At 38.7% G+C, this 16519-nt stretch carries 22 protein-coding genes; 20 read left to right on the top strand and 2 right to left on the bottom strand.

All coding sequences use genetic code 11. The annotated features are described in order from the left end of the window. The first annotated feature begins 194 nt into the window (after positions 1 to 194). Together mntR and ACFX4W_RS11815 are read left to right on the top strand one after the other, a co-directional pair. Positions 195 to 626, top strand: coding sequence for a transcriptional regulator MntR (gene mntR, locus ACFX4W_RS11820; RefSeq protein ID WP_013085004.1), 432 nt, complete (start codon positions 195 to 197; stop codon positions 624 to 626). 102 nt (positions 627 to 728) lie between these two features. Next, positions 729 to 1610 (top strand): patatin-like phospholipase family protein, encoded by an 882-nt coding sequence (locus tag ACFX4W_RS11815; RefSeq protein WP_016765549.1) that lies wholly within the window; start codon positions 729 to 731, stop codon positions 1608 to 1610. Positions 1611 to 1640: 30 nt separating this feature from the next. Here the strand turns inward: ACFX4W_RS11815 and ACFX4W_RS11810 are convergent, their stop codons facing one another. After that, positions 1641 to 2039 carry an SA1362 family protein gene (locus ACFX4W_RS11810; RefSeq protein ID WP_013059160.1) on the bottom strand — a complete coding sequence of 133 codons (399 nt, stop codon included), beginning with the start codon at positions 2037 to 2039 and terminating at the stop codon, positions 1641 to 1643. A 48-nt stretch (positions 2040 to 2087) separates the two neighbouring features. After that, positions 2088 to 3044 (bottom strand): DUF1385 domain-containing protein, encoded by a 957-nt coding sequence (locus ACFX4W_RS11805; protein ID WP_013085002.1) that lies wholly within the window; start codon positions 3042 to 3044, stop codon positions 2088 to 2090. A gap of 313 nt (positions 3045 to 3357) precedes the next feature. On the opposite strand from ACFX4W_RS11805, the gene ACFX4W_RS11800 reads away from it, so the two are divergent. The 18 genes from ACFX4W_RS11800 (at position 3358) to xseA (ending at position 16517) form a co-directional block, all read left to right on the top strand. Continuing rightward, positions 3358 to 3894: a YqhR family membrane protein gene (locus tag ACFX4W_RS11800; RefSeq protein WP_016765547.1), complete on the top strand. Its 537-nt coding sequence runs from the start codon at positions 3358 to 3360 to the stop codon at positions 3892 to 3894. Between the two features lie 121 nt (positions 3895 to 4015). Next, positions 4016 to 4453 carry a type II 3-dehydroquinate dehydratase gene (gene aroQ, locus ACFX4W_RS11795; RefSeq protein ID WP_034648945.1) on the top strand — a complete coding sequence of 146 codons (438 nt, stop codon included), beginning with the start codon at positions 4016 to 4018 and terminating at the stop codon, positions 4451 to 4453. Between the two features lies 1 nt (position 4454). After that, a complete protein-coding gene (locus tag ACFX4W_RS11790) occupies positions 4455 to 5513 on the top strand; it encodes a M24 family metallopeptidase (RefSeq protein ID WP_016765546.1) in 1059 nt (352 codons plus the stop codon). A 19-nt stretch (positions 5514 to 5532) separates the two neighbouring features. Next, positions 5533 to 6090, top strand: coding sequence for an elongation factor P (gene efp / locus ACFX4W_RS11785; protein ID WP_013059155.1), 558 nt, complete (start codon positions 5533 to 5535; stop codon positions 6088 to 6090). Positions 6091 to 6227: 137 nt separating this feature from the next. Next, the gene (locus ACFX4W_RS11780; RefSeq protein ID WP_013059154.1) at positions 6228 to 6509 is read left to right on the top strand and encodes a YqhV family protein; all 282 of its coding nucleotides are present in this window, start codon (positions 6228 to 6230) and stop codon (positions 6507 to 6509) included. 65 nt (positions 6510 to 6574) lie between these two features. Continuing rightward, entirely contained in the window at positions 6575 to 7522 is a 948-nt protein-coding gene (spoIIIAA, locus tag ACFX4W_RS11775) for a stage III sporulation protein AA (protein ID WP_043976253.1), read from the top strand. A gap of 6 nt (positions 7523 to 7528) precedes the next feature. Next, positions 7529 to 8041 (top strand): stage III sporulation protein SpoIIIAB, encoded by a 513-nt coding sequence (gene spoIIIAB, locus ACFX4W_RS11770; RefSeq protein ID WP_013059152.1) that lies wholly within the window; start codon positions 7529 to 7531, stop codon positions 8039 to 8041. 19 nt (positions 8042 to 8060) lie between these two features. Next, the gene (gene spoIIIAC / locus ACFX4W_RS11765) at positions 8061 to 8267 is read left to right on the top strand and encodes a stage III sporulation protein AC (RefSeq protein ID WP_013059151.1); all 207 of its coding nucleotides are present in this window, start codon (positions 8061 to 8063) and stop codon (positions 8265 to 8267) included. A gap of 20 nt (positions 8268 to 8287) precedes the next feature. Beyond that, a complete protein-coding gene (gene spoIIIAD, locus ACFX4W_RS11760; RefSeq protein ID WP_013059150.1) occupies positions 8288 to 8671 on the top strand; it encodes a stage III sporulation protein AD in 384 nt (127 codons plus the stop codon). A gap of 24 nt (positions 8672 to 8695) precedes the next feature. Continuing rightward, a complete protein-coding gene (gene spoIIIAE, locus ACFX4W_RS11755; RefSeq protein ID WP_013059149.1) occupies positions 8696 to 9880 on the top strand; it encodes a stage III sporulation protein AE in 1185 nt (394 codons plus the stop codon). A gap of 5 nt (positions 9881 to 9885) precedes the next feature. Further along, positions 9886 to 10506 carry a stage III sporulation protein AF gene (gene spoIIIAF / locus ACFX4W_RS11750; RefSeq protein ID WP_013059148.1) on the top strand — a complete coding sequence of 207 codons (621 nt, stop codon included), beginning with the start codon at positions 9886 to 9888 and terminating at the stop codon, positions 10504 to 10506. Further along, complete coding sequence (gene spoIIIAG, locus ACFX4W_RS11745; protein WP_013084996.1) at positions 10503 to 11165, top strand: stage III sporulation protein AG; 663 nt, start codon at positions 10503 to 10505, stop codon at positions 11163 to 11165. Before spoIIIAF ends, spoIIIAG begins: the two co-directional genes overlap by 4 nt. Before the next feature lie 7 nt (positions 11166 to 11172). Beyond that, positions 11173 to 11823 (top strand): SpoIIIAH-like family protein, encoded by a 651-nt coding sequence (locus ACFX4W_RS11740; protein WP_272801048.1) that lies wholly within the window; start codon positions 11173 to 11175, stop codon positions 11821 to 11823. Between the two features lie 352 nt (positions 11824 to 12175). After that, the gene (gene accB / locus ACFX4W_RS11735) at positions 12176 to 12682 is read left to right on the top strand and encodes an acetyl-CoA carboxylase biotin carboxyl carrier protein (RefSeq protein WP_043976256.1); all 507 of its coding nucleotides are present in this window, start codon (positions 12176 to 12178) and stop codon (positions 12680 to 12682) included. A 12-nt stretch (positions 12683 to 12694) separates the two neighbouring features. Continuing rightward, positions 12695 to 14047 carry an acetyl-CoA carboxylase biotin carboxylase subunit gene (gene accC, locus ACFX4W_RS11730; protein ID WP_013084993.1) on the top strand — a complete coding sequence of 451 codons (1353 nt, stop codon included), beginning with the start codon at positions 12695 to 12697 and terminating at the stop codon, positions 14045 to 14047. A gap of 29 nt (positions 14048 to 14076) precedes the next feature. Then, complete coding sequence (locus ACFX4W_RS11725; RefSeq protein WP_013059143.1) at positions 14077 to 14478, top strand: Asp23/Gls24 family envelope stress response protein; 402 nt, start codon at positions 14077 to 14079, stop codon at positions 14476 to 14478. A gap of 221 nt (positions 14479 to 14699) precedes the next feature. Next, the gene (nusB, locus tag ACFX4W_RS11720; RefSeq protein ID WP_013059142.1) at positions 14700 to 15092 is read left to right on the top strand and encodes a transcription antitermination factor NusB; all 393 of its coding nucleotides are present in this window, start codon (positions 14700 to 14702) and stop codon (positions 15090 to 15092) included. Between the two features lie 84 nt (positions 15093 to 15176). Next, on the top strand, positions 15177 to 16517 hold the full coding sequence (gene xseA / locus ACFX4W_RS11715) for an exodeoxyribonuclease VII large subunit (RefSeq protein WP_043976258.1): 1341 nt from the start codon (positions 15177 to 15179) through the stop codon (positions 16515 to 16517). Positions 16518 to 16519 lie beyond the last annotated feature (2 nt).

Here is a 16519-nt window from a genome sequence, read left to right as displayed (position 1 = left end):
ACGGTTCTTGTATTTGAATAAGCATTGTAGTATGATTTTAATTGAATGTCTTTTATCCAGTTTTATCTTATGACATCGCTTTATTTACACGTTTTTTTCACATAGATTATCAAATATGAACACGATATCACTATAAGAAACAGACATTTATGACTTATTATTAGCAATACATAATATTAATTGGGGGAGATTTCATGCCTACACCGAGTATGGAAGATTATATTGAACAAATATATATGCTAATTGAAGATAAAGGATACGCTCGAGTGTCTGATATTGCTGATGCATTGGCGGTTCACCCCTCATCTGTAACGAAGATGGTTCAAAAGCTAGACAAAGATGAGTACTTAATTTATGAAAAATATCGAGGCCTTGTTTTAACAGCTAAGGGGCAGAAGATTGGAAAACGTCTTGTTTATCGCCACGAGCTTTTAGAGCAGCTGCTGCGCATCATTGGCGTAGATGAGAAAAATATTTATGATGACGTAGAAGGAATTGAACATCATTTAAGCTGGAATTCCATTGATCGAATTGGAGATTTGGTTCAATACTTTGAAGAAAATCATAACCGTATTCAAGATCTTCGCAATGTACAAAAACGAAATGAAGAAGAGCAAAAATTATAAGAAAAAAGCAGCGGCCAATAGCGTCACTGCTTTTTTTCTTTTTATCATAACTTGTTGCTGAGTCGACTACAAATGTAGAGTGGGTAGTTTGGAGGAGAGGCTGTGTACGTCGACGGAGTGTTTTCAGGTGGCGGTATTAAAGGGCTTGCACTGATTGGCGCGTTACAAGCTCTAGAAGAAAAAGGCTTGATCTTTCGGCGGTTAGCCGGAACGAGTGCGGGTTCCATTATTTGTGCATTTGTAGCAGCCGGTTATACAAGTGAAGAAATTGTTGAAATGATGAATGAAATTGAGTTATCGTCTTTTTTAGATCAAAGAATGTCTTTTTTACCATCAAGCTTGACAAAGTGGCTGTTTTTATATTGGAAAATGGGATTATATAAAGGAGAAAGGCTTGAAAAGTGGATTGCTGAAAAATTGCGGAGCAGAGGAATTCGTACATTTGCTGATTTGCCTGATCAGTCGCTGCGTATTATTGCTTCAGATTTGACCAACAGTACGATGCTTGTTCTTCCAGATGATTTGCCTAAATATCAAATCGACCCGAATCGCTTTTCTGTAGCAAGAGCCGTTCGAATGAGCTGCAGCATTCCATATTTTTTTGAGCCGGTTAAATTAAAATCTACCCCAAGCAGTTTAATAGTTGACGGGGGCGTGTTAAGCAACTTTCCAATTTTTCTGTTTGATGATGATAAAAGTCTTAAGAAACGACCGGTAATTGGGGTGAAGCTGAGCCCGAAGGACGAAGAAAGGGAACGGAATAAAATTAAGAATGCCGTTGGTTTATTCAGTGCGCTTTTTGAGACGATGAAAGATGCGCACGATGCAAGACATATTTCAAAACGTCACGAAAAAAATATTATCTTTTTACCTGTTAATCAAGTTTTTGCGACAGAATTTACCCTCACAGAAGAACGGAAGGAAGAGCTGATTGCGTTTGGTAAAAAGCGTACAAGGGCATTTTTGAAAAAATGGTGCTATTAAAAAAACAAGGAGGTTTTTCTCCTTGTTTTTTTAAAAGAATGCTCTATTTTTCTTTTTTCCTTTTTTACCTTCGATGACGGTCAAGTGTGAGTTGTTTTTCTTTTTCTTTAGCGGTTTCGTTGATTTGGATACCGGGCGCTTATTTGAGCTTCGGTACGTATGCATATCAACTTTGTTGCTTCCTCGCTCTTTTTCTTTTTGACGCAGTTTTGATTGTTTTACTGCGCGCACATAGCCTCTATCTTGACCTTTTGTCTGAGAAGGGCGGAGAATAAACCGATAAACTAAGTAAAACAAAATGATAAACAGAAAAATATAACCTGCTTGACGTAATAAAACAGCTGGATCTGTAATCAACGTAAATGCAAAGCCAATGACTCCTAACCCGATTAGACCATATACAAGTGGTTTCACGAATGGACGTCTCATTTTGTTCACCTCCTAAAATAGTAAAAAAAGAAAGCAAAACGGTGTGGATTAGACAACTTGTTCGTCAGTGGTAGAAGAAAGTTCATTTTCAACGCGTAAAAGTTCTTTAAATGAAGCAATCGCAACTTCAACTTGATCATCTTTTGGTTCTTTGGTTGTTAAAAGCTGAAGCCATAAACCGGGATAACCTAAAAAGCGAAGAAGAGGGACATGACGAACTTTATTGGTTAACTGTAACACTTCAAATGATAAACCAAGGACAACTGGGATTAATGCAAGGCGATCCACAATTCGTAACCAAAGAGGATCCGTTGGAACGAGTAGGTAGACAAACATTCCTACAACTACGGTAAAGAGGATAAAGCTACTTCCGCAGCGATAATGAAGTCGAGATTGTGCTTGCACGGCTTCTACCGTAAGTTCAGCATTGTTTTCATATGCATTAATGACCTTGTGTTCTGCTCCATGATATTGAAACACCCGTTTAATAAGTGGCGTTTGTGAAATCACATAAATATAGCCAAGGAGCAATAATAGTTTAAATACTCCTTCAATAAAAACCTGAGCTACACTTGAAGTGAAAACAGGACGTGTCAATTGTGCTAAAAACACAGGAATCAATGTAAATAGTACTTTCCCGAAAAGAAAGGATATTACACCAATAGTTGCAACGCCAAATATTAAAGATAGTTTTGATTCTTTTTTCTCTTTTTGTTGTTCTTCTGCTACTTGAGCATCATCTTCTGGATTCACGTCATAGCGTTCAGAGGAAAAGTTCAAGTGCTGCGTACCGTTTGCACTGGCTTCAACAATAGCAGCAATTCCTCGTAAAAAAGGAATTTTTTTTAAAGCAGTGAGTACGGAATTTGATTTTCTTTTTGAATGAAAATAATCAATAGATTGATCTTTGCGACGAATAGCCGTCACCATCATACGTTTGCCACCGAACATGACGCCTTCTATAACGGCTTGACCACCATACGCAGGTTTTTGCAATTTAGACATTTCAGGCACCAACCTAACTTAACTAGACTAGACTTCTTAGTATTTTATATTCTACAGCAAAATCAAATAAACCTCTAGGCGGATGCATGTTATCTAGTTTAGCCAATATTTTTCATCTCCACACCCTTGTTATGAATTTTTTTCCTTTCACTTATAAAATTTGTTTATGAAACTCTGTGCGAAGTAGTTTAAAAATGTCTCTTTGATATCAGGCTCCCTTCTTGCGTATAGGAAGAGTAATAAACGTAAAAACTTAGAAATGAGTCAGTAGGAAATGAGAAAAAAGTTCATACTACATCAAGAGGTGATTAATATGTCAGAACCTAAAGAACAGCATGAAAAAAAACAGGATAACCACCCTACGCATAAACAGGAAATGTCTTTTTTATTTAAAGCCATCTTTATTTCCTTTTTTGGAGGGATTTTCTGGAGCTTTATTGGCTATTTAAATTATCTGTTCAGCTTTAGTGTTATCAATCCAAATATGCTTTTAGATCCATGGGCATTAGGTGATTGGAAGGATAAAGGAATAGGTGTTATCGTCAGTATTTTTCTTATAGGAGTATTATCTATTGTTGTCGGGTTGTTATACTACGTCCTATTAAAGAAGTTTAAAACAATTTGGATAGGTTTTGCTTACGGCTTATTATGGTGGGCAATTGTATTCGTTGTTTTGAATCCGCTCTTTCCCAACTTAAAAACAATTGGAGAGCTTCCAGCTAACACGATTATTTCATCCCTCTGTATTTATATTTTATATGGTGTATTCATCGGATATTCCATTTCTTTTGAAGCTGCAGAGCTTCAAACAAAAGATGAATCTACAGATTTTCAAACGGCGAATAAGTAGTGTGAATGTTCCAACGTATGCTAATATATTCTATATAATGATTTAAAAAGAAAAATAAAGTGCAAATTCACATGAGTGAGCTGCATAAAGGGTTCGTAGTAGGGGAGAGTGTTGAATTAAGATGAATAAGATTTTAGTAATAAACGGTCCTAATTTAAATCGTTTAGGCGTACGCGAACCAGCGGTATATGGGACAGATAATCTTCAAAATCTTGAAGAGAAACTTCAGCGAGCAGGCAGAGACCATGGGATAGAAGTTGAGTGCGTACAGTCTAATCACGAAGGTGTAATTATCGACTGGATTCATGAAGCGGATGAAAAATTTGATGGGATTATGATCAATCCTGGTGCTTTTACTCACTACAGTTATGCCATTCGAGATGCGATTGCTAGTATATCTGTTCCTGTTATTGAAGTGCATATTTCGAACGTACATAAGCGTGAAGAGTTTCGCCACCATTCGGTGACGGCACCTGTTACACATGGTCAAATTGTCGGGTTAGGTTTATATGGATATGAGCTTGCCCTGCAGGCACTTTTACAATTAAGGGGGAAATAAAATGAAAATCGAAAAACTACGCGAACAGTTTTCAAAGTTGAATGTGGACGGTGTTGTAATTACAAGTGAATATAACAGGCGCTATATGACCAATTTCACAGGATCTGCTGGTGTCGTTATTATTTCTGAAGACAAAGCGGCATTTGTAACAGATTTTCGTTATGTTGAACAAGCAACTAGTCAAACAGAAGGTTTTGATATCGTTCAGCACAAGGGTCCTATTGTAGAAGAAGTAGCGAATGTAGTGAAACAATTTGGAATTAAAAAGCTTGGTTTTGAACAGAATTATGTTACATATGGACAGCATCAATTATTTGATAAGCATATCGGCGCGGAACTTGTTCCAATCTCGCACGCAATCGAAAACTTACGCTTGATAAAGAGTGACTCAGAGATTAAGATATTAAAGGAAGCTGCAAAAATAGCAGATGCAGCATATGAACATATTTTAACCTTTGTTCGTCCTGGTTTAACAGAGCTTCAAGTATCTAATGAACTGGAGTTCTTTATGAGAAAACAAGGCGCAACATCTTCATCTTTTGATACAATTGTTGCTTCAGGGCATCGCGGGGCTTTACCCCATGGTGTTGCTTCTGACAAAGTCATTGAAAAAGGCGAACTTGTAACGCTTGATTTTGGCGCATACTATAATGGTTACTGTTCAGATATCACACGAACATTTGCCGTCGGTGAAGTAAGTGATAAGCTAAAAGAAATTTATAATGTCGTACTGCAAGCGCAGCTTAACGGAATGAGCGGCATCAAAGCAGGTATGACGGGTAAAGAAGCAGATGCGCTAACGCGTGATTATATTACAGAACACGGATACGGCCAGTATTTTGGACATTCGACCGGTCACGGCGTAGGGTTAGAAGTACATGAAGGCCCATCACTTTCTGTGAAATCTACAGATGTACTGCAGCCAGGTATGATTGTAACCGTTGAACCAGGTATTTACATACCAGACTTAGGGGGCGTTCGTATTGAAGATGATACGATCGTCACAGCAGAAGGTAATGAGGCATTATCGCACTCATCAAAAGAGTTCATTATTTTATAAAATGTAGGAGGATTTCTTCATGATTTCAGTAAATGATTTTCGTACAGGTTTGACAGTAGAAGTAGACGGAGGTATTTGGCGTGTAATGGATTTCCAACACGTAAAGCCTGGTAAAGGCGCTGCATTCGTTCGCTCAAAACTACGTAACCTTCGTACAGGAGCTGTGCAAGAAAAAACGTTCCGTGCAGGTGAAAAAGTAGGGAAAGCCCAAATTGATAACCGTAAAATGCAATATCTATATGCAAGCGGCGATCAGCACGTATTCATGGACAACCAGTCTTATGAGCAATTAGAGCTTCCGGCAAGTGCAATTGAATATGAGCTAAAATTCTTAAAAGAGAATATGGAAGTAGCAATTATGATGTACCAAGGTGAGACATTAGGTGTTGAACTTCCAAACACAGTTGAGCTTAAAGTAACAGAAACTGAACCTGGTATTAAAGGTGACACAGCTTCTGGCGGTACAAAACCGGCAACTGTAGAAACTGGCTTAACAGTAAACGTTCCGTTCTTCGTAAACGAAGGCGACGTATTAATTATCAACACAACAGACAGCAGCTACGTATCACGCGCGTAATTGGATCGTGTAAGCAAGCTGCAAACATACAAAAAAGGCAGAGAATCATTCTCTGCCTTTTTTGTATGTTTTTTGTGCTAACTCTTCCTTATTTTGCATAGGTTGTACTAAACAACGCAGAGGTATAGGAGGGGCTTATGAAGCAGTGGTTGGATCATTTAAACGGTACGGTATTAACGATGGCGTGCCTTCGATTTATTTCTTCATTTATTGAGTTTATTGCCGCTATTTTAATTGTCACAAACAATGATGTGAAAAAGGCGTTAATGATTAATGGAATGTTAGCGCTTGTTGGTCCGATTGTAATGGTGAGTTCTTTTACCATAGGTTTAGTGTCCGTAGCCGATCAATTATCTTTTGGGAAATTAATCATGATTGTAGTAGGAGTGCTCTTCATTTTAATCGGTGTTTTTAAATAAAAGGTAGGCATAAAATGGTCAAGCTTATAATACATTGAAGTGAGTTCAAATATGAGGGGATGAATATGTTAAACGAAATACTTGCAATCTTTCCGCCTAATTTAAAAAAGACTGTTGAATTTTATGTCACAAACCATTCTCATGTACTAGAAGAAATTCGAGTGCGCATAGGAAGACCTGTCGAATTTACAATCAACAATCAGCCATATTTCGAATCGTATCTTCCAAGTGCAGAAGATGCTTTATTTATCTTAAATAAATTAAGCCAGTTTTCGATTTATATGATTGAAGAAGAATTGAAAAAAGGATATGTCACCATTGAAGGCGGGCACCGGGTTGGGCTAGCGGGAAAAGTTGTAACGGAAAATGGACAGGTTCGTGTGATTCGAGATGTATCATCCTTTAATATCCGGATTGCTAAACAAAAGATTGGTATTTCGAATCAGCTTATTCCTTTTTTATACAATCGCTATTGGCAAAGTACGGTCATTATAGGACCTCCTCAAACAGGAAAAACAACCATGATTCGCGATTTAGCCAGAGTAATAAGTACTGGCATAGAGCGCTCTAAGATTCCTCCGTTTAAAGTGGGAATTGTAGATGAACGATCAGAAATTGCTGGGGCTGTTAAAGGGGTTCCTCAGCATACATTCGGATCTAGAATGGATTTATTAGATAGCTGTCCGAAAGCTGAAGGCATGATGATGATGATTCGCTCTATGAGCCCCGATGTGCTGATCGTGGATGAAGTGGGAAGTGAAGAAGATTGTAAGGCCGTGCTTGAAGCGGTTAATGCTGGCGTTCGTGTCATTATGACTGTTCATGGCTATGACATTGACGATTTAATGAAGCGTCCCACTTTGCAAGCTTTAATGAAACTTCACGTATTCAAAAGGTATGTTGTGCTATCGAACAGCCGAGGTCCTGGAACACTTCAGGCTATCTACGATGAGCACTATAATTCCATGAAAACGTCCACTGAAAAGTCGCTTATTGAAAATAGTAAAGGGTGATGGTGTATGAAACTGTTTGGTGCCATCTTTATCTTATTTGCTTCCACTTACACAGGATTTGAGTTTGCAAAGCAGCTTAGTGCAAGACCTAGGCAGCTCAGGCAATTAAAAACGGCTCTGAGGTCGTTAGAAGCAGAAATTATGTACAGCAATCGGCCTCTTCAAGAAGTTGCTCATTTGTTATCTCTACAGCTTCCTAATCCTTTGGCTTCTTTATTTAATGAGTTTTCAATGAAATTAAAAGAAGGTACTGAAAGTGTCAAAGAAGCTTGGGAAAAGACGTTGGACCAATTTTGGAAACAAACCGCACTTAAAACGGGAGAACTAGAAATCTTAAAACAATTTGGTGAAACGCTTGGTCAGCATGATCGTTATTCGCAGCAAAAGCATATCTTACTGACGCTGAATCATCTTGAACGCGAAGAACAAGATGCAGTTGATAAGCAGAATCGCTATGAAAAAATGGTTAAAAGTTTAGGCTTTCTATCTGGATTGCTACTGGTCATTCTATTGATGTAGCGATAGAGGAGGATTGAATGTGGGAATTGATATGAACACCATTTTTCAGATTGCTGGGATTGGTATCGTCGTAGCTTTTTTAGTCACCGTACTCGAACAGATGGGAAAAAAAGATTACGCGAACTGGGTTACCCTCATCGGTTTTATTTATATTTTATTTATGGTTGCTTCGATTGTAGAGGACTTATTTCAAAAAATCAAATCGGTTTTTTTATTTCAAGGGTAGAGGGGTGAGTTGCCATTGAAATGCTTCAAATTGTGGGCTTAGGGTTAGTAGCTACGTTTTTGGCTCTTATTTTAAAAGAACATAAATCACCTATTGCTTTTTTACTTGTTGTATTCGTGGGATCCGTGATCTTTCTTTTTTTAATTGATCAAATCTACGAAATTATTAAGATGGTCGAGCGGCTGTCGATTAATGCCCACGTTAACATGATTTATGTGGAAACCATTTTGAAAATTATTGGTATCGCCTATATCGCCGAATTTGGTGCTCAAATTACGAAAGATGCAGGGCAAGGTGCCATTGCTTCTAAAATTGAATTAGGTGGAAAAGTGCTGATTCTCTCCATGGCAATTCCTATTTTAACGGTCATTATTGAAACGATTATTTCAATGCTACCCAATTAATTTTACTTAATATGAGGTGACGAAATGAAGCGGTGGACGTTTAAAGTGAATATACTCGCTCTTCTTTTGTTCCTCTTTTTTTTCTTTCCAGAAAATGTACAAGCTTCCGAACCCCCGAAGCAGCAAGAACTTGTCAATGAACAAATTGATAAGCTCGGTATCGATGAAGTCAAACAGTTTTGGGACGATATTATTACCCAATACGGCGGCTTTTTACCCGAGAGTCAGAAGGGAAGTTTAGTCGATTTTTTAAAAGGAGAAAAAGAGTTCTCTCTTAAAGAATGGCTAGGAGGTCTTGTAAAGTTTTTATTTCATGAAGTATTAGCGAATGGAAAACTCCTCGGTACACTCATTATGCTAACGGTTTTTAGCGTGTTTTTACAAACACTCCAAAGTGCGTTTAATCAGCAAACCGTAAGTAAAGTAGCGTATGCGCTTGTATATATGGTTTTGATCATCATTGCTCTTAATAGTTTTCAAATTGCTATCTCTTATGCAACGGGAGCGATTGAGACCATGACCAAATTCATTTTAGCTCTGGTGCCGCTGCTGCTTGCCTTAATGGCATCATCAGGAGGAGTTGTATCGGCAGCCTTTTTTCATCCGATGATTTTGTTTTTAATGAACACAAGCGGTTTGCTTATTCAATACGTAGTGATGCCGCTGCTTTTTCTTTCAGCACTGCTTAGCATTGTGAGTACGATTTCAGATGAACATAAGGTTACACAGCTTGCTCAGCTGTTGAGAAATATAAGCATTGGCGTGCTCGGAATATTCCTAACTGTTTTTTTAGGAGTGCTGTCCGTTCAAGGGGCTACCTCAGCTGTTGCCGACGGTATTACAATTCGAACGGCAAAGTTTGTCACAGGGAACTTTATACCTGTTGTAGGGCGTGTGTTCACAGATGCGGCTGATACAGTCATCAGTGCCTCGCTTCTATTAAAGAATTCAGTAGGGATTGCTGGAGTAGCAGTCTTACTGTTAATCGTCGCGTTTCCGGCTATTAAAGTGTTAACACTTGCTTTTATCTATAAGCTAGCAGCAGCTCTTCTTCAACCCATTGGAGGAGGACCGGTTATTTCCTGCTTGAGCATTATCAGTAAAAGCGTCATCTATATTTTTGCGGCGCTTGCGGTTGTCTCGCTTATGTTTTTCTTATGTTTAACGGTCATCATTACAGCGAGCAACGTCACAATGATGGTGAGGTGAAGAAATTGCAGGCCTTAACGACGTGGATTACTAATATCGTTCTTTTTATCTTATTAGCTACCATTATTAATTTACTATTGCCCAATTCTAGTTTTCAAAAATATACAAAGCTGGTGGTTGGACTTCTTTTAATGCTGATTATTATTACACCCGTTTTTCAAATTTTCAAAGTGGATGTTAATCAAATGCTGAAATCACTTAGCTTATCATCTATTCGATCCGATCAGCAGGTAGAAAATTCAATAGAAAATCAGAAAAAAGAAATACAAGCTTCACAACGTGCATATATTTTAGAACAAATGGCTGTCCAAATGGAGGCAGATGTAAAAGAGGAGTTGATGGATCAGTATGGTGTAGCAATTGATCGAATTCACATTGAAACAAAAAAGCCGAACGACGAACCTACCGCTGATAATATTAAATCCATTTCAGTTGCCGTAAGTAAAAAAGCATCGGATGATTCCGAGGTTGTTTCAGCTGTGAAAGTTATTTCTATTGATACCTCCACACCGATCGAAACAAACAAACCAACAGAATCCAAGAAATTATCCAACTATTTAGCAGCAAAATGGGATGTAAAACAAGGCCAAGTTGTTGTGAATATGGAGGAGGGAGACACGAAATGAGTCAAAAGCCAGAAAAAGGTGACCCATCATTTTTTCAGCGGTTCTTTTCACTTAAACAGTCATCAACTACGAAGAAACCTTCAAAGTTAATGTATATAGGCATTTTACTAGCTGCAGGCGTTATCTTTATGGTATTTAGCAACTCACTCACAACATCTATGAATTCAGGCGGATTACTAAAGAGTGCAAGCAAAGAAACCAGCGCACCACCGGTATCACAGGATGTTCCCGCTTTTAGCTCTAAAAAGACAACAACAATGACAGGCTATGAAGAGCGGTATGAGGAAGAATTGAAAGATATTTTGGATCAAGTTAGAGGCGTAAGTAAGGTAAAAGTAATTGTGAACCTAGATGCAACAGAATCCAAAATATATGAAAAAAACAGCGTCACAAAATCGCAAACGACCAACGAAACAGACCGTGAAGGAGGGACTCGTAAAGTTGAAGATTCCTCAACAGACGAACAGCTGGTCATTGTAAGAAGTGGAGAACAAGAAAAGCCTGTTGTAGTTAAAACCGAAAAGCCAAAAGTAAGAGGCGTGTTAGTTGTAGCTAAAGGAGCTGATAATATCGAGGTAAAGAAATCTATTATTGAAGCCGTGACAAGAGCGCTCGATATACCAAGTCATAGAGTAGCAGTATTAGCGAAAAAAGGATGAGGGGGAAATGAATATGTTATTAAAAAAGCAAACGGTTTGGTTATTAACAATGTTAAGTTTAGTTGTTGTGTTATCGGTGTATTATATGACAACGCCAGAAAATCCTCAGAGTAATGTTGCGCTAGTAGACAATGAAAAACAGAGCGAAAAGCAGGCTGATGACAAGGCTCCTGCAGAAGATACAAAACAGCAGACAGATGAGAAATCAGGAACAAAAGAAGATTCAAAAACTGAAGGTTCAGCAGGAAATGTAAAGAAGGAAACGGCTAAAAATGCAAAAGAATCAGCGGTTGTATCAAGCACAGATAGCGACGAGCTATTTACGGCTCTTCGTTTGGAATTAAATGATGAAAGAAGTCAATTAAAAGAAGAGTATCAAGAAGTAGCTGCATCAAAAAATGTGACGCCTGCGGAAGTAAGCAAGGCGATGGATAAAATTGATGAATTATCAAAGCTTGGGGAAAAAGAAGCCACGCTGGAAACATTAATTAAAGCAAAAGGATACAGTGACGCGCTAGTAAGAGCAGACGGAAAGCAAGTACAAATTACGGTTAAGACAGAAAAACACTCAAAAACAAAAGCAAATCAAATCATTCAGCTAGTCAAAAAAGAAATGGGTCCAAAAGAAGTAGCGGTAGAGTTTCAACCAACTAAATAAAGGGAATAAAAGAAGTGTGAAACAGCCGTAAATTGGGGTTGTTTACACTTCTTTTTTTATGAAATGACTAAAATCTAAGCGAGACGGTAAAAATTTTAACATGGCTTTCTTTTTTTACTTCGGTTATAATAGGTTTCATAATCTTATATTAGTACTAGGTGACAAACGTTTTCATAAGTGTTGTCATCTGTAAAGCTATGTTTCCATTTATAAAACGATAACGCTAAAAAGTTATTATAGAGTAAGTGGAACTTCTTTTTAATGTTTGCCAAACGAATTGAATGGCTGTAGCCATCTGTCGTATTATTAACATTGTAGAGAATTCTATTTTCATGAGGTAGGAGTGTTCAATATGTTAAAAATTCAAGAGATCCGTGAGATCATTAAACTAGTTGATCAATCATCAATCGAGGAGTTCACCTATGAGCACGAAGGCTCCAAAATCAAGATGAAGAAAAAAGACGCAATTGTTTCCAAACAAGCACAGCAAGTAGTGGTTTCGGCACCTGAACAAGCGGCAGTACCTGCACCGCAGGCAGCAGCGGCTCCAGCGCCAGCCCCAGCAGCACAGTCTGCTCAACCAAAAGAAGAACAAGCGGCCCCAGCGGTTGATGAAAGCTTACATAAAATTACATCTCCGATGGTAGGGACTTTCTATGCGTCATCATCGCCAGAATCAGATGTATACGTGACTCCTGGAGATAAAGTACAAAAAGATTCGGTTGTATGTATCGTAGAAGCAATGAAATTATTTAATGAAATCGAAGCAGAAGTTAAAGGTGAAATCGTTGACGTATTAGTTGAAAGTGGACAACTTGTAGAATACGGTCAACCTCTTTTCTTAGTAAAGCCTGAATAAGGAGCGGTAAATATGATTAAAAAGCTATTAATTGCGAATCGAGGAGAAATTGCGGTTCGAATTATTCGAGCGTGTAAAGAGTTAGGTGTAGAATCAGTAGCTGTTCATTCTCAAGCTGATCGCGATTCTTTGCATGTACAATTAGCAGACGAAGCGTATTGTATTGGACCAACGTCATCTAAAGACAGCTATTTAAACTTTACAAACATTATGAGTGTTGCGATGCTAACGGGCTGTGACGCTATTCACCCTGGATACGGCTTTTTAGCTGAAAACGCTGATTTTGCAGAGCTATGCAGAGAGTGTAACGTTACATTTGTAGGACCAAGTCCTGAAGCCATTAACAAAATGGGAACAAAAGACGTAGCGAGAGAAACGATGCGTGAAGCGGGTGTTCCAATTGTTCCTGGTTCAACTGGAATTGTAGAGTCAGTGGAAGACGGTATGTCAATCGCTAATGATATTGGCTATCCTGTTATTATTAAAGCAACGGCAGGAGGCGGAGGAAAAGGAATCCGCGTTGCGAAAAATGAACAAGAGCTTATTAAAGGTATTACAATTACACAGCAAGAAGCTGCTACAGCTTTCGGTAACCCTGGTGTGTACATTGAAAAGTTCATTGAGGATTTCCGTCACGTTGAGATCCAAGTGTTGGCTGATTCTCATGGGAATACTGTACATTTAGGAGAGCGTGATTGCTCGATTCAACGCCGTCTTCAAAAATTAATTGAAGAAACGCCTTCTCCAGCGTTAGACGAAAAAACGCGTGAATTAATGGGCGACGCTGCTGTTAAAGCTGCTCAAGCCGTTAATTACACAGGAGCCGGAACAGTGGAATTCATTTATGATTACCGTGAAAACAAATTTTACTTCATGGAAATGAATACGCGTATCCAAGTAGAACACCCTGTTACAGAGATGGTGACAGGAGTTGACTTAATTAAAGAACAAATCAAAGTGGCAAATGGTGAAACTTTACCGTTTACGCAAGAAGAAGTGACATTTAACGGATGGGCAATTGAGTGCCGAATCAACGCGGAAAACCCAGAGAAAAACTTTATGCCATCACCAGGTACGATTCAAATGTACTTGCCGCCAGGTGGCTACGGAGTGCGCGTAGACTCTGCTGCATACCCGGGCTATGCAATCCCGCCTTACTATGATTCAATGGTGGCTAAATTGATTGTTCATGCGCCAACTCGTGAGGAAGCTATTGAACGAATGAAGCGCGCGTTAGATGAATTTGTTATCGACGGCGTTGCAACCACTATTCCTTTTCACCAAAAACTATTAAATCATGAAAAATTTGTTAGCGGTGAATTCAACACGAAGTTTCTTGAGCTATATGACGTAATGAATTCTTAGTATAATATAAACTATAGGAGGTGCTGTACATGAATGAAAATCATGTATTAGAAATGGAAGAACACCCAAATTCTCTTGGCAAAGTAGAAATTGCTCCTGAGGTTATTGAAGTCATTGCGGGTATTGCTGCTTCTGAAGTAGAAGGCGTTTCTGCAATGAGAGGAAATTTTGCAGCTGGCGTTGTGGAGAAACTAGGAAAGAAAAACCACGGTAAAGGTGTAAAAGTGGACTTAACAGAAAACGGGATAAAAGTAGACGTATTTTGTATGATGAAGTTTGGAGTGTCTATTCCAAACGTAGCGCAACAAGTACAAGATAACATTCGTCAAGCCCTTAAAAATATGACAGCTATTGATCTCGATGAAGTAAACATTCATATCGTAGGGATTCAGTTTGATACGCAAAAAACTGATATTGAAGAAGTTGAATAAAACAAACGTTGACCTAACGGCTGTTGCTAAAATGGAATAACGTATGATTACTTGTTCCTTTTCAACACAAGCTATGGTAAAGTGAAAAAGACTGTCTCGTCATAAAGACGGTCTTTTTCGTGTTCTACAAACTTCGTCTAAGAACAATGAAGTATCGTATCATAAACTATGCTATTATCTAGGTATACTAGTTGAAGAAGATAAATAAAGGAGCAAAAATAATGAAAAGACATACAGCACGCCAAAAAGCATTACAAGCACTATTTCAGCATGATTTAGGGCAGACCGAGCCAATGGAGGCAATCGGAAATGTTGTACAAAATGAAAAGTCTGATCAATTTTTAGAAAGTCTCGTGCTAGGTGTGGTTGAACATCAGCAAGAAATTGATGAACTTTTACGCAATCATTTAGAAAAATGGACGTTAGATCGTGTAGCTACTGTAGACCGCGTTATCCTACGTATTGCCGTATACGAAATGAAGTATGAAGAAGAAATTCCTACGAGCGTTACGTTAAATGAAGCGATTGAATTAGCGAAAACGTTTGGCGATGATCAATCAAGCAAGTTTATCAATGGCGTATTGTCTAAAGTGTTAACAACTTTATCTAAATAAAGGTTCATCTTGCCAAATCAAGTGACCAAAATGCTTCTCTCCTTTATACAAAGGGGAGAGGGTGACTGCAAAGGAGGCAAAACGATGAGTGAAGTGCGTTATCTAACCGTTACGGCTCTTACACGATACATTAAGCGCAAGTTTGATGTAGACCCTCACATGCAAGATGTATGGATTAAAGGAGAAATTTCTAACTTTAAACGTCATAGTCGGGGACATATGTATTTCACCTTGAAAGATCAAAATGCTCGTATCGCAGCCGTTATGTTTGCTGGGCATAACCGGCAGCTTAATTTTCAGCCTGAAGAAGGAATGAATGTACTCATTCGAGCTGAAATTTCGGTTTATGAACCAAGCGGAAATTATCAAATGTACGTAAAAGAAATGCAGCCTGATGGCGTTGGAAACTTATACTTGGCCTACGAACAGCTGAAAAAAAAGCTGGAAAAAGAAGGCTTATTTGATCCTGCTAGGAAACGAAAACTGCCGAAGTATCCAACAACAATAGGTGTTATTACATCTCCAACTGGAGCAGCCGTACGTGATATTATTACGACATTAAAGCGCAGATATAACGCGAACATTATTGTTATGCCCGCTCTTGTTCAAGGAGTGAATGCGGCACCGTCTATCATTAAGGCAATTGAAGAAGCAAACCGTCGTAAAGAAGCAGACGTATTGATTGTTGGCCGCGGTGGTGGGTCAATTGAAGAGCTTTGGGCTTTTAACGAAGAAAGCGTTGCTCGTGCAATTTTCACTTCTACTATTCCTGTTATTTCAGCGGTTGGACATGAAACCGATTTTACAATTGCAGATTTTGTAGCAGATCTTCGCGCTCCTACTCCAACGGGTGCTGCGGAATTGGCTGTGCCTCATATCAGTGAAATTACAGAAAGATTGACTCAGCGAAATATCCGTCTTCTTCGTTCGATGAAAGAAATGCTTCAGTCTAGTAGCCGCAGGCTTGAACGATCCCAGAAATCATATGCTTTTCGTTATCCTCAAAAGTTGGTCGAGCAAAAAGAGCAACAGTTAGATCAGTTGATGGAGCGTTTTTATCGTGAAGGCAGAAGGTACATTGAAGATAAACGGACGAACTACGAGCAGCTAACAGCCGCTTTGTTGCGCAATCACCCCGAGCATCAGTTAGTGAAAGCAGCGGAGCGTCAACAGCAGCTGACGAAAATGCTGACAAAAGAGATGCAGCAGCTGCTAAAGCAAAAACAGCTTTTATTTGCAACGGCAACGTCAAAATTACATACGCTTAGTCCATTAAAAACAATGGAAAGAGGCTACAGCTTAGTATACGATAAAGAAAAAGAGTTAATTAAATCAACCAAACAAGTATCCAAAGGCGATATGGTAAACGTTCGTTTGACCGATGGACAGTTGCAGTGTGAAGTTTCGAAAATAGAGGAGCGATGAAA

This window comes from Priestia sp. YIM B13489, assembly GCF_042787645.1.
In the GTDB taxonomy this organism is placed as follows: Bacteria; Bacillota; Bacilli; order Bacillales; family Bacillaceae_H; genus Priestia; species Priestia megaterium.
This window is presented reverse-complemented; position numbering and strand designations above follow the sequence as displayed.

Excerpts from the sequence above, each read along its gene's own strand:
- efp (WP_013059155.1), top strand. The coding sequence starts at position 5,533 with ATGATTTCAGTAAATGATTTTCGTACAGGTTTGACAGTAGAAGTAGAC.
- mntR (WP_013085004.1), top strand. The coding sequence starts at position 195 with ATGCCTACACCGAGTATGGAAGATTATATTGAACAAATATATATGCTA.
- ACFX4W_RS11725 (WP_013059143.1), top strand. The coding sequence starts at position 14,077 with ATGAATGAAAATCATGTATTAGAAATGGAAGAACACCCAAATTCTCTT.
- xseA (WP_043976258.1), top strand. The coding sequence starts at position 15,177 with ATGAGTGAAGTGCGTTATCTAACCGTTACGGCTCTTACACGATACATT.
- ACFX4W_RS11800 (WP_016765547.1), top strand. The coding sequence starts at position 3,358 with ATGTCAGAACCTAAAGAACAGCATGAAAAAAAACAGGATAACCACCCT.
- spoIIIAD (WP_013059150.1), top strand. The coding sequence starts at position 8,288 with ATGCTTCAAATTGTGGGCTTAGGGTTAGTAGCTACGTTTTTGGCTCTT.
- spoIIIAE (WP_013059149.1), top strand. The coding sequence starts at position 8,696 with ATGAAGCGGTGGACGTTTAAAGTGAATATACTCGCTCTTCTTTTGTTC.
- ACFX4W_RS11805 (WP_013085002.1), bottom strand. The coding sequence starts at position 3,044 with ATGTCTAAATTGCAAAAACCTGCGTATGGTGGTCAAGCCGTTATAGAA.
- nusB (WP_013059142.1), top strand. The coding sequence starts at position 14,700 with ATGAAAAGACATACAGCACGCCAAAAAGCATTACAAGCACTATTTCAG.
- spoIIIAG (WP_013084996.1), top strand. The coding sequence starts at position 10,503 with ATGAGTCAAAAGCCAGAAAAAGGTGACCCATCATTTTTTCAGCGGTTC.
- ACFX4W_RS11810 (WP_013059160.1), bottom strand. The coding sequence starts at position 2,039 with ATGAGACGTCCATTCGTGAAACCACTTGTATATGGTCTAATCGGGTTA.
- accB (WP_043976256.1), top strand. The coding sequence starts at position 12,176 with ATGTTAAAAATTCAAGAGATCCGTGAGATCATTAAACTAGTTGATCAA.
- spoIIIAA (WP_043976253.1), top strand. The coding sequence starts at position 6,575 with ATGTTAAACGAAATACTTGCAATCTTTCCGCCTAATTTAAAAAAGACT.
- ACFX4W_RS11780 (WP_013059154.1), top strand. The coding sequence starts at position 6,228 with ATGAAGCAGTGGTTGGATCATTTAAACGGTACGGTATTAACGATGGCG.
- ACFX4W_RS11790 (WP_016765546.1), top strand. The coding sequence starts at position 4,455 with ATGAAAATCGAAAAACTACGCGAACAGTTTTCAAAGTTGAATGTGGAC.
- accC (WP_013084993.1), top strand. The coding sequence starts at position 12,695 with ATGATTAAAAAGCTATTAATTGCGAATCGAGGAGAAATTGCGGTTCGA.
- aroQ (WP_034648945.1), top strand. The coding sequence starts at position 4,016 with ATGAATAAGATTTTAGTAATAAACGGTCCTAATTTAAATCGTTTAGGC.
- spoIIIAB (WP_013059152.1), top strand. The coding sequence starts at position 7,529 with ATGAAACTGTTTGGTGCCATCTTTATCTTATTTGCTTCCACTTACACA.
- ACFX4W_RS11740 (WP_272801048.1), top strand. The coding sequence starts at position 11,173 with ATGAATATGTTATTAAAAAAGCAAACGGTTTGGTTATTAACAATGTTA.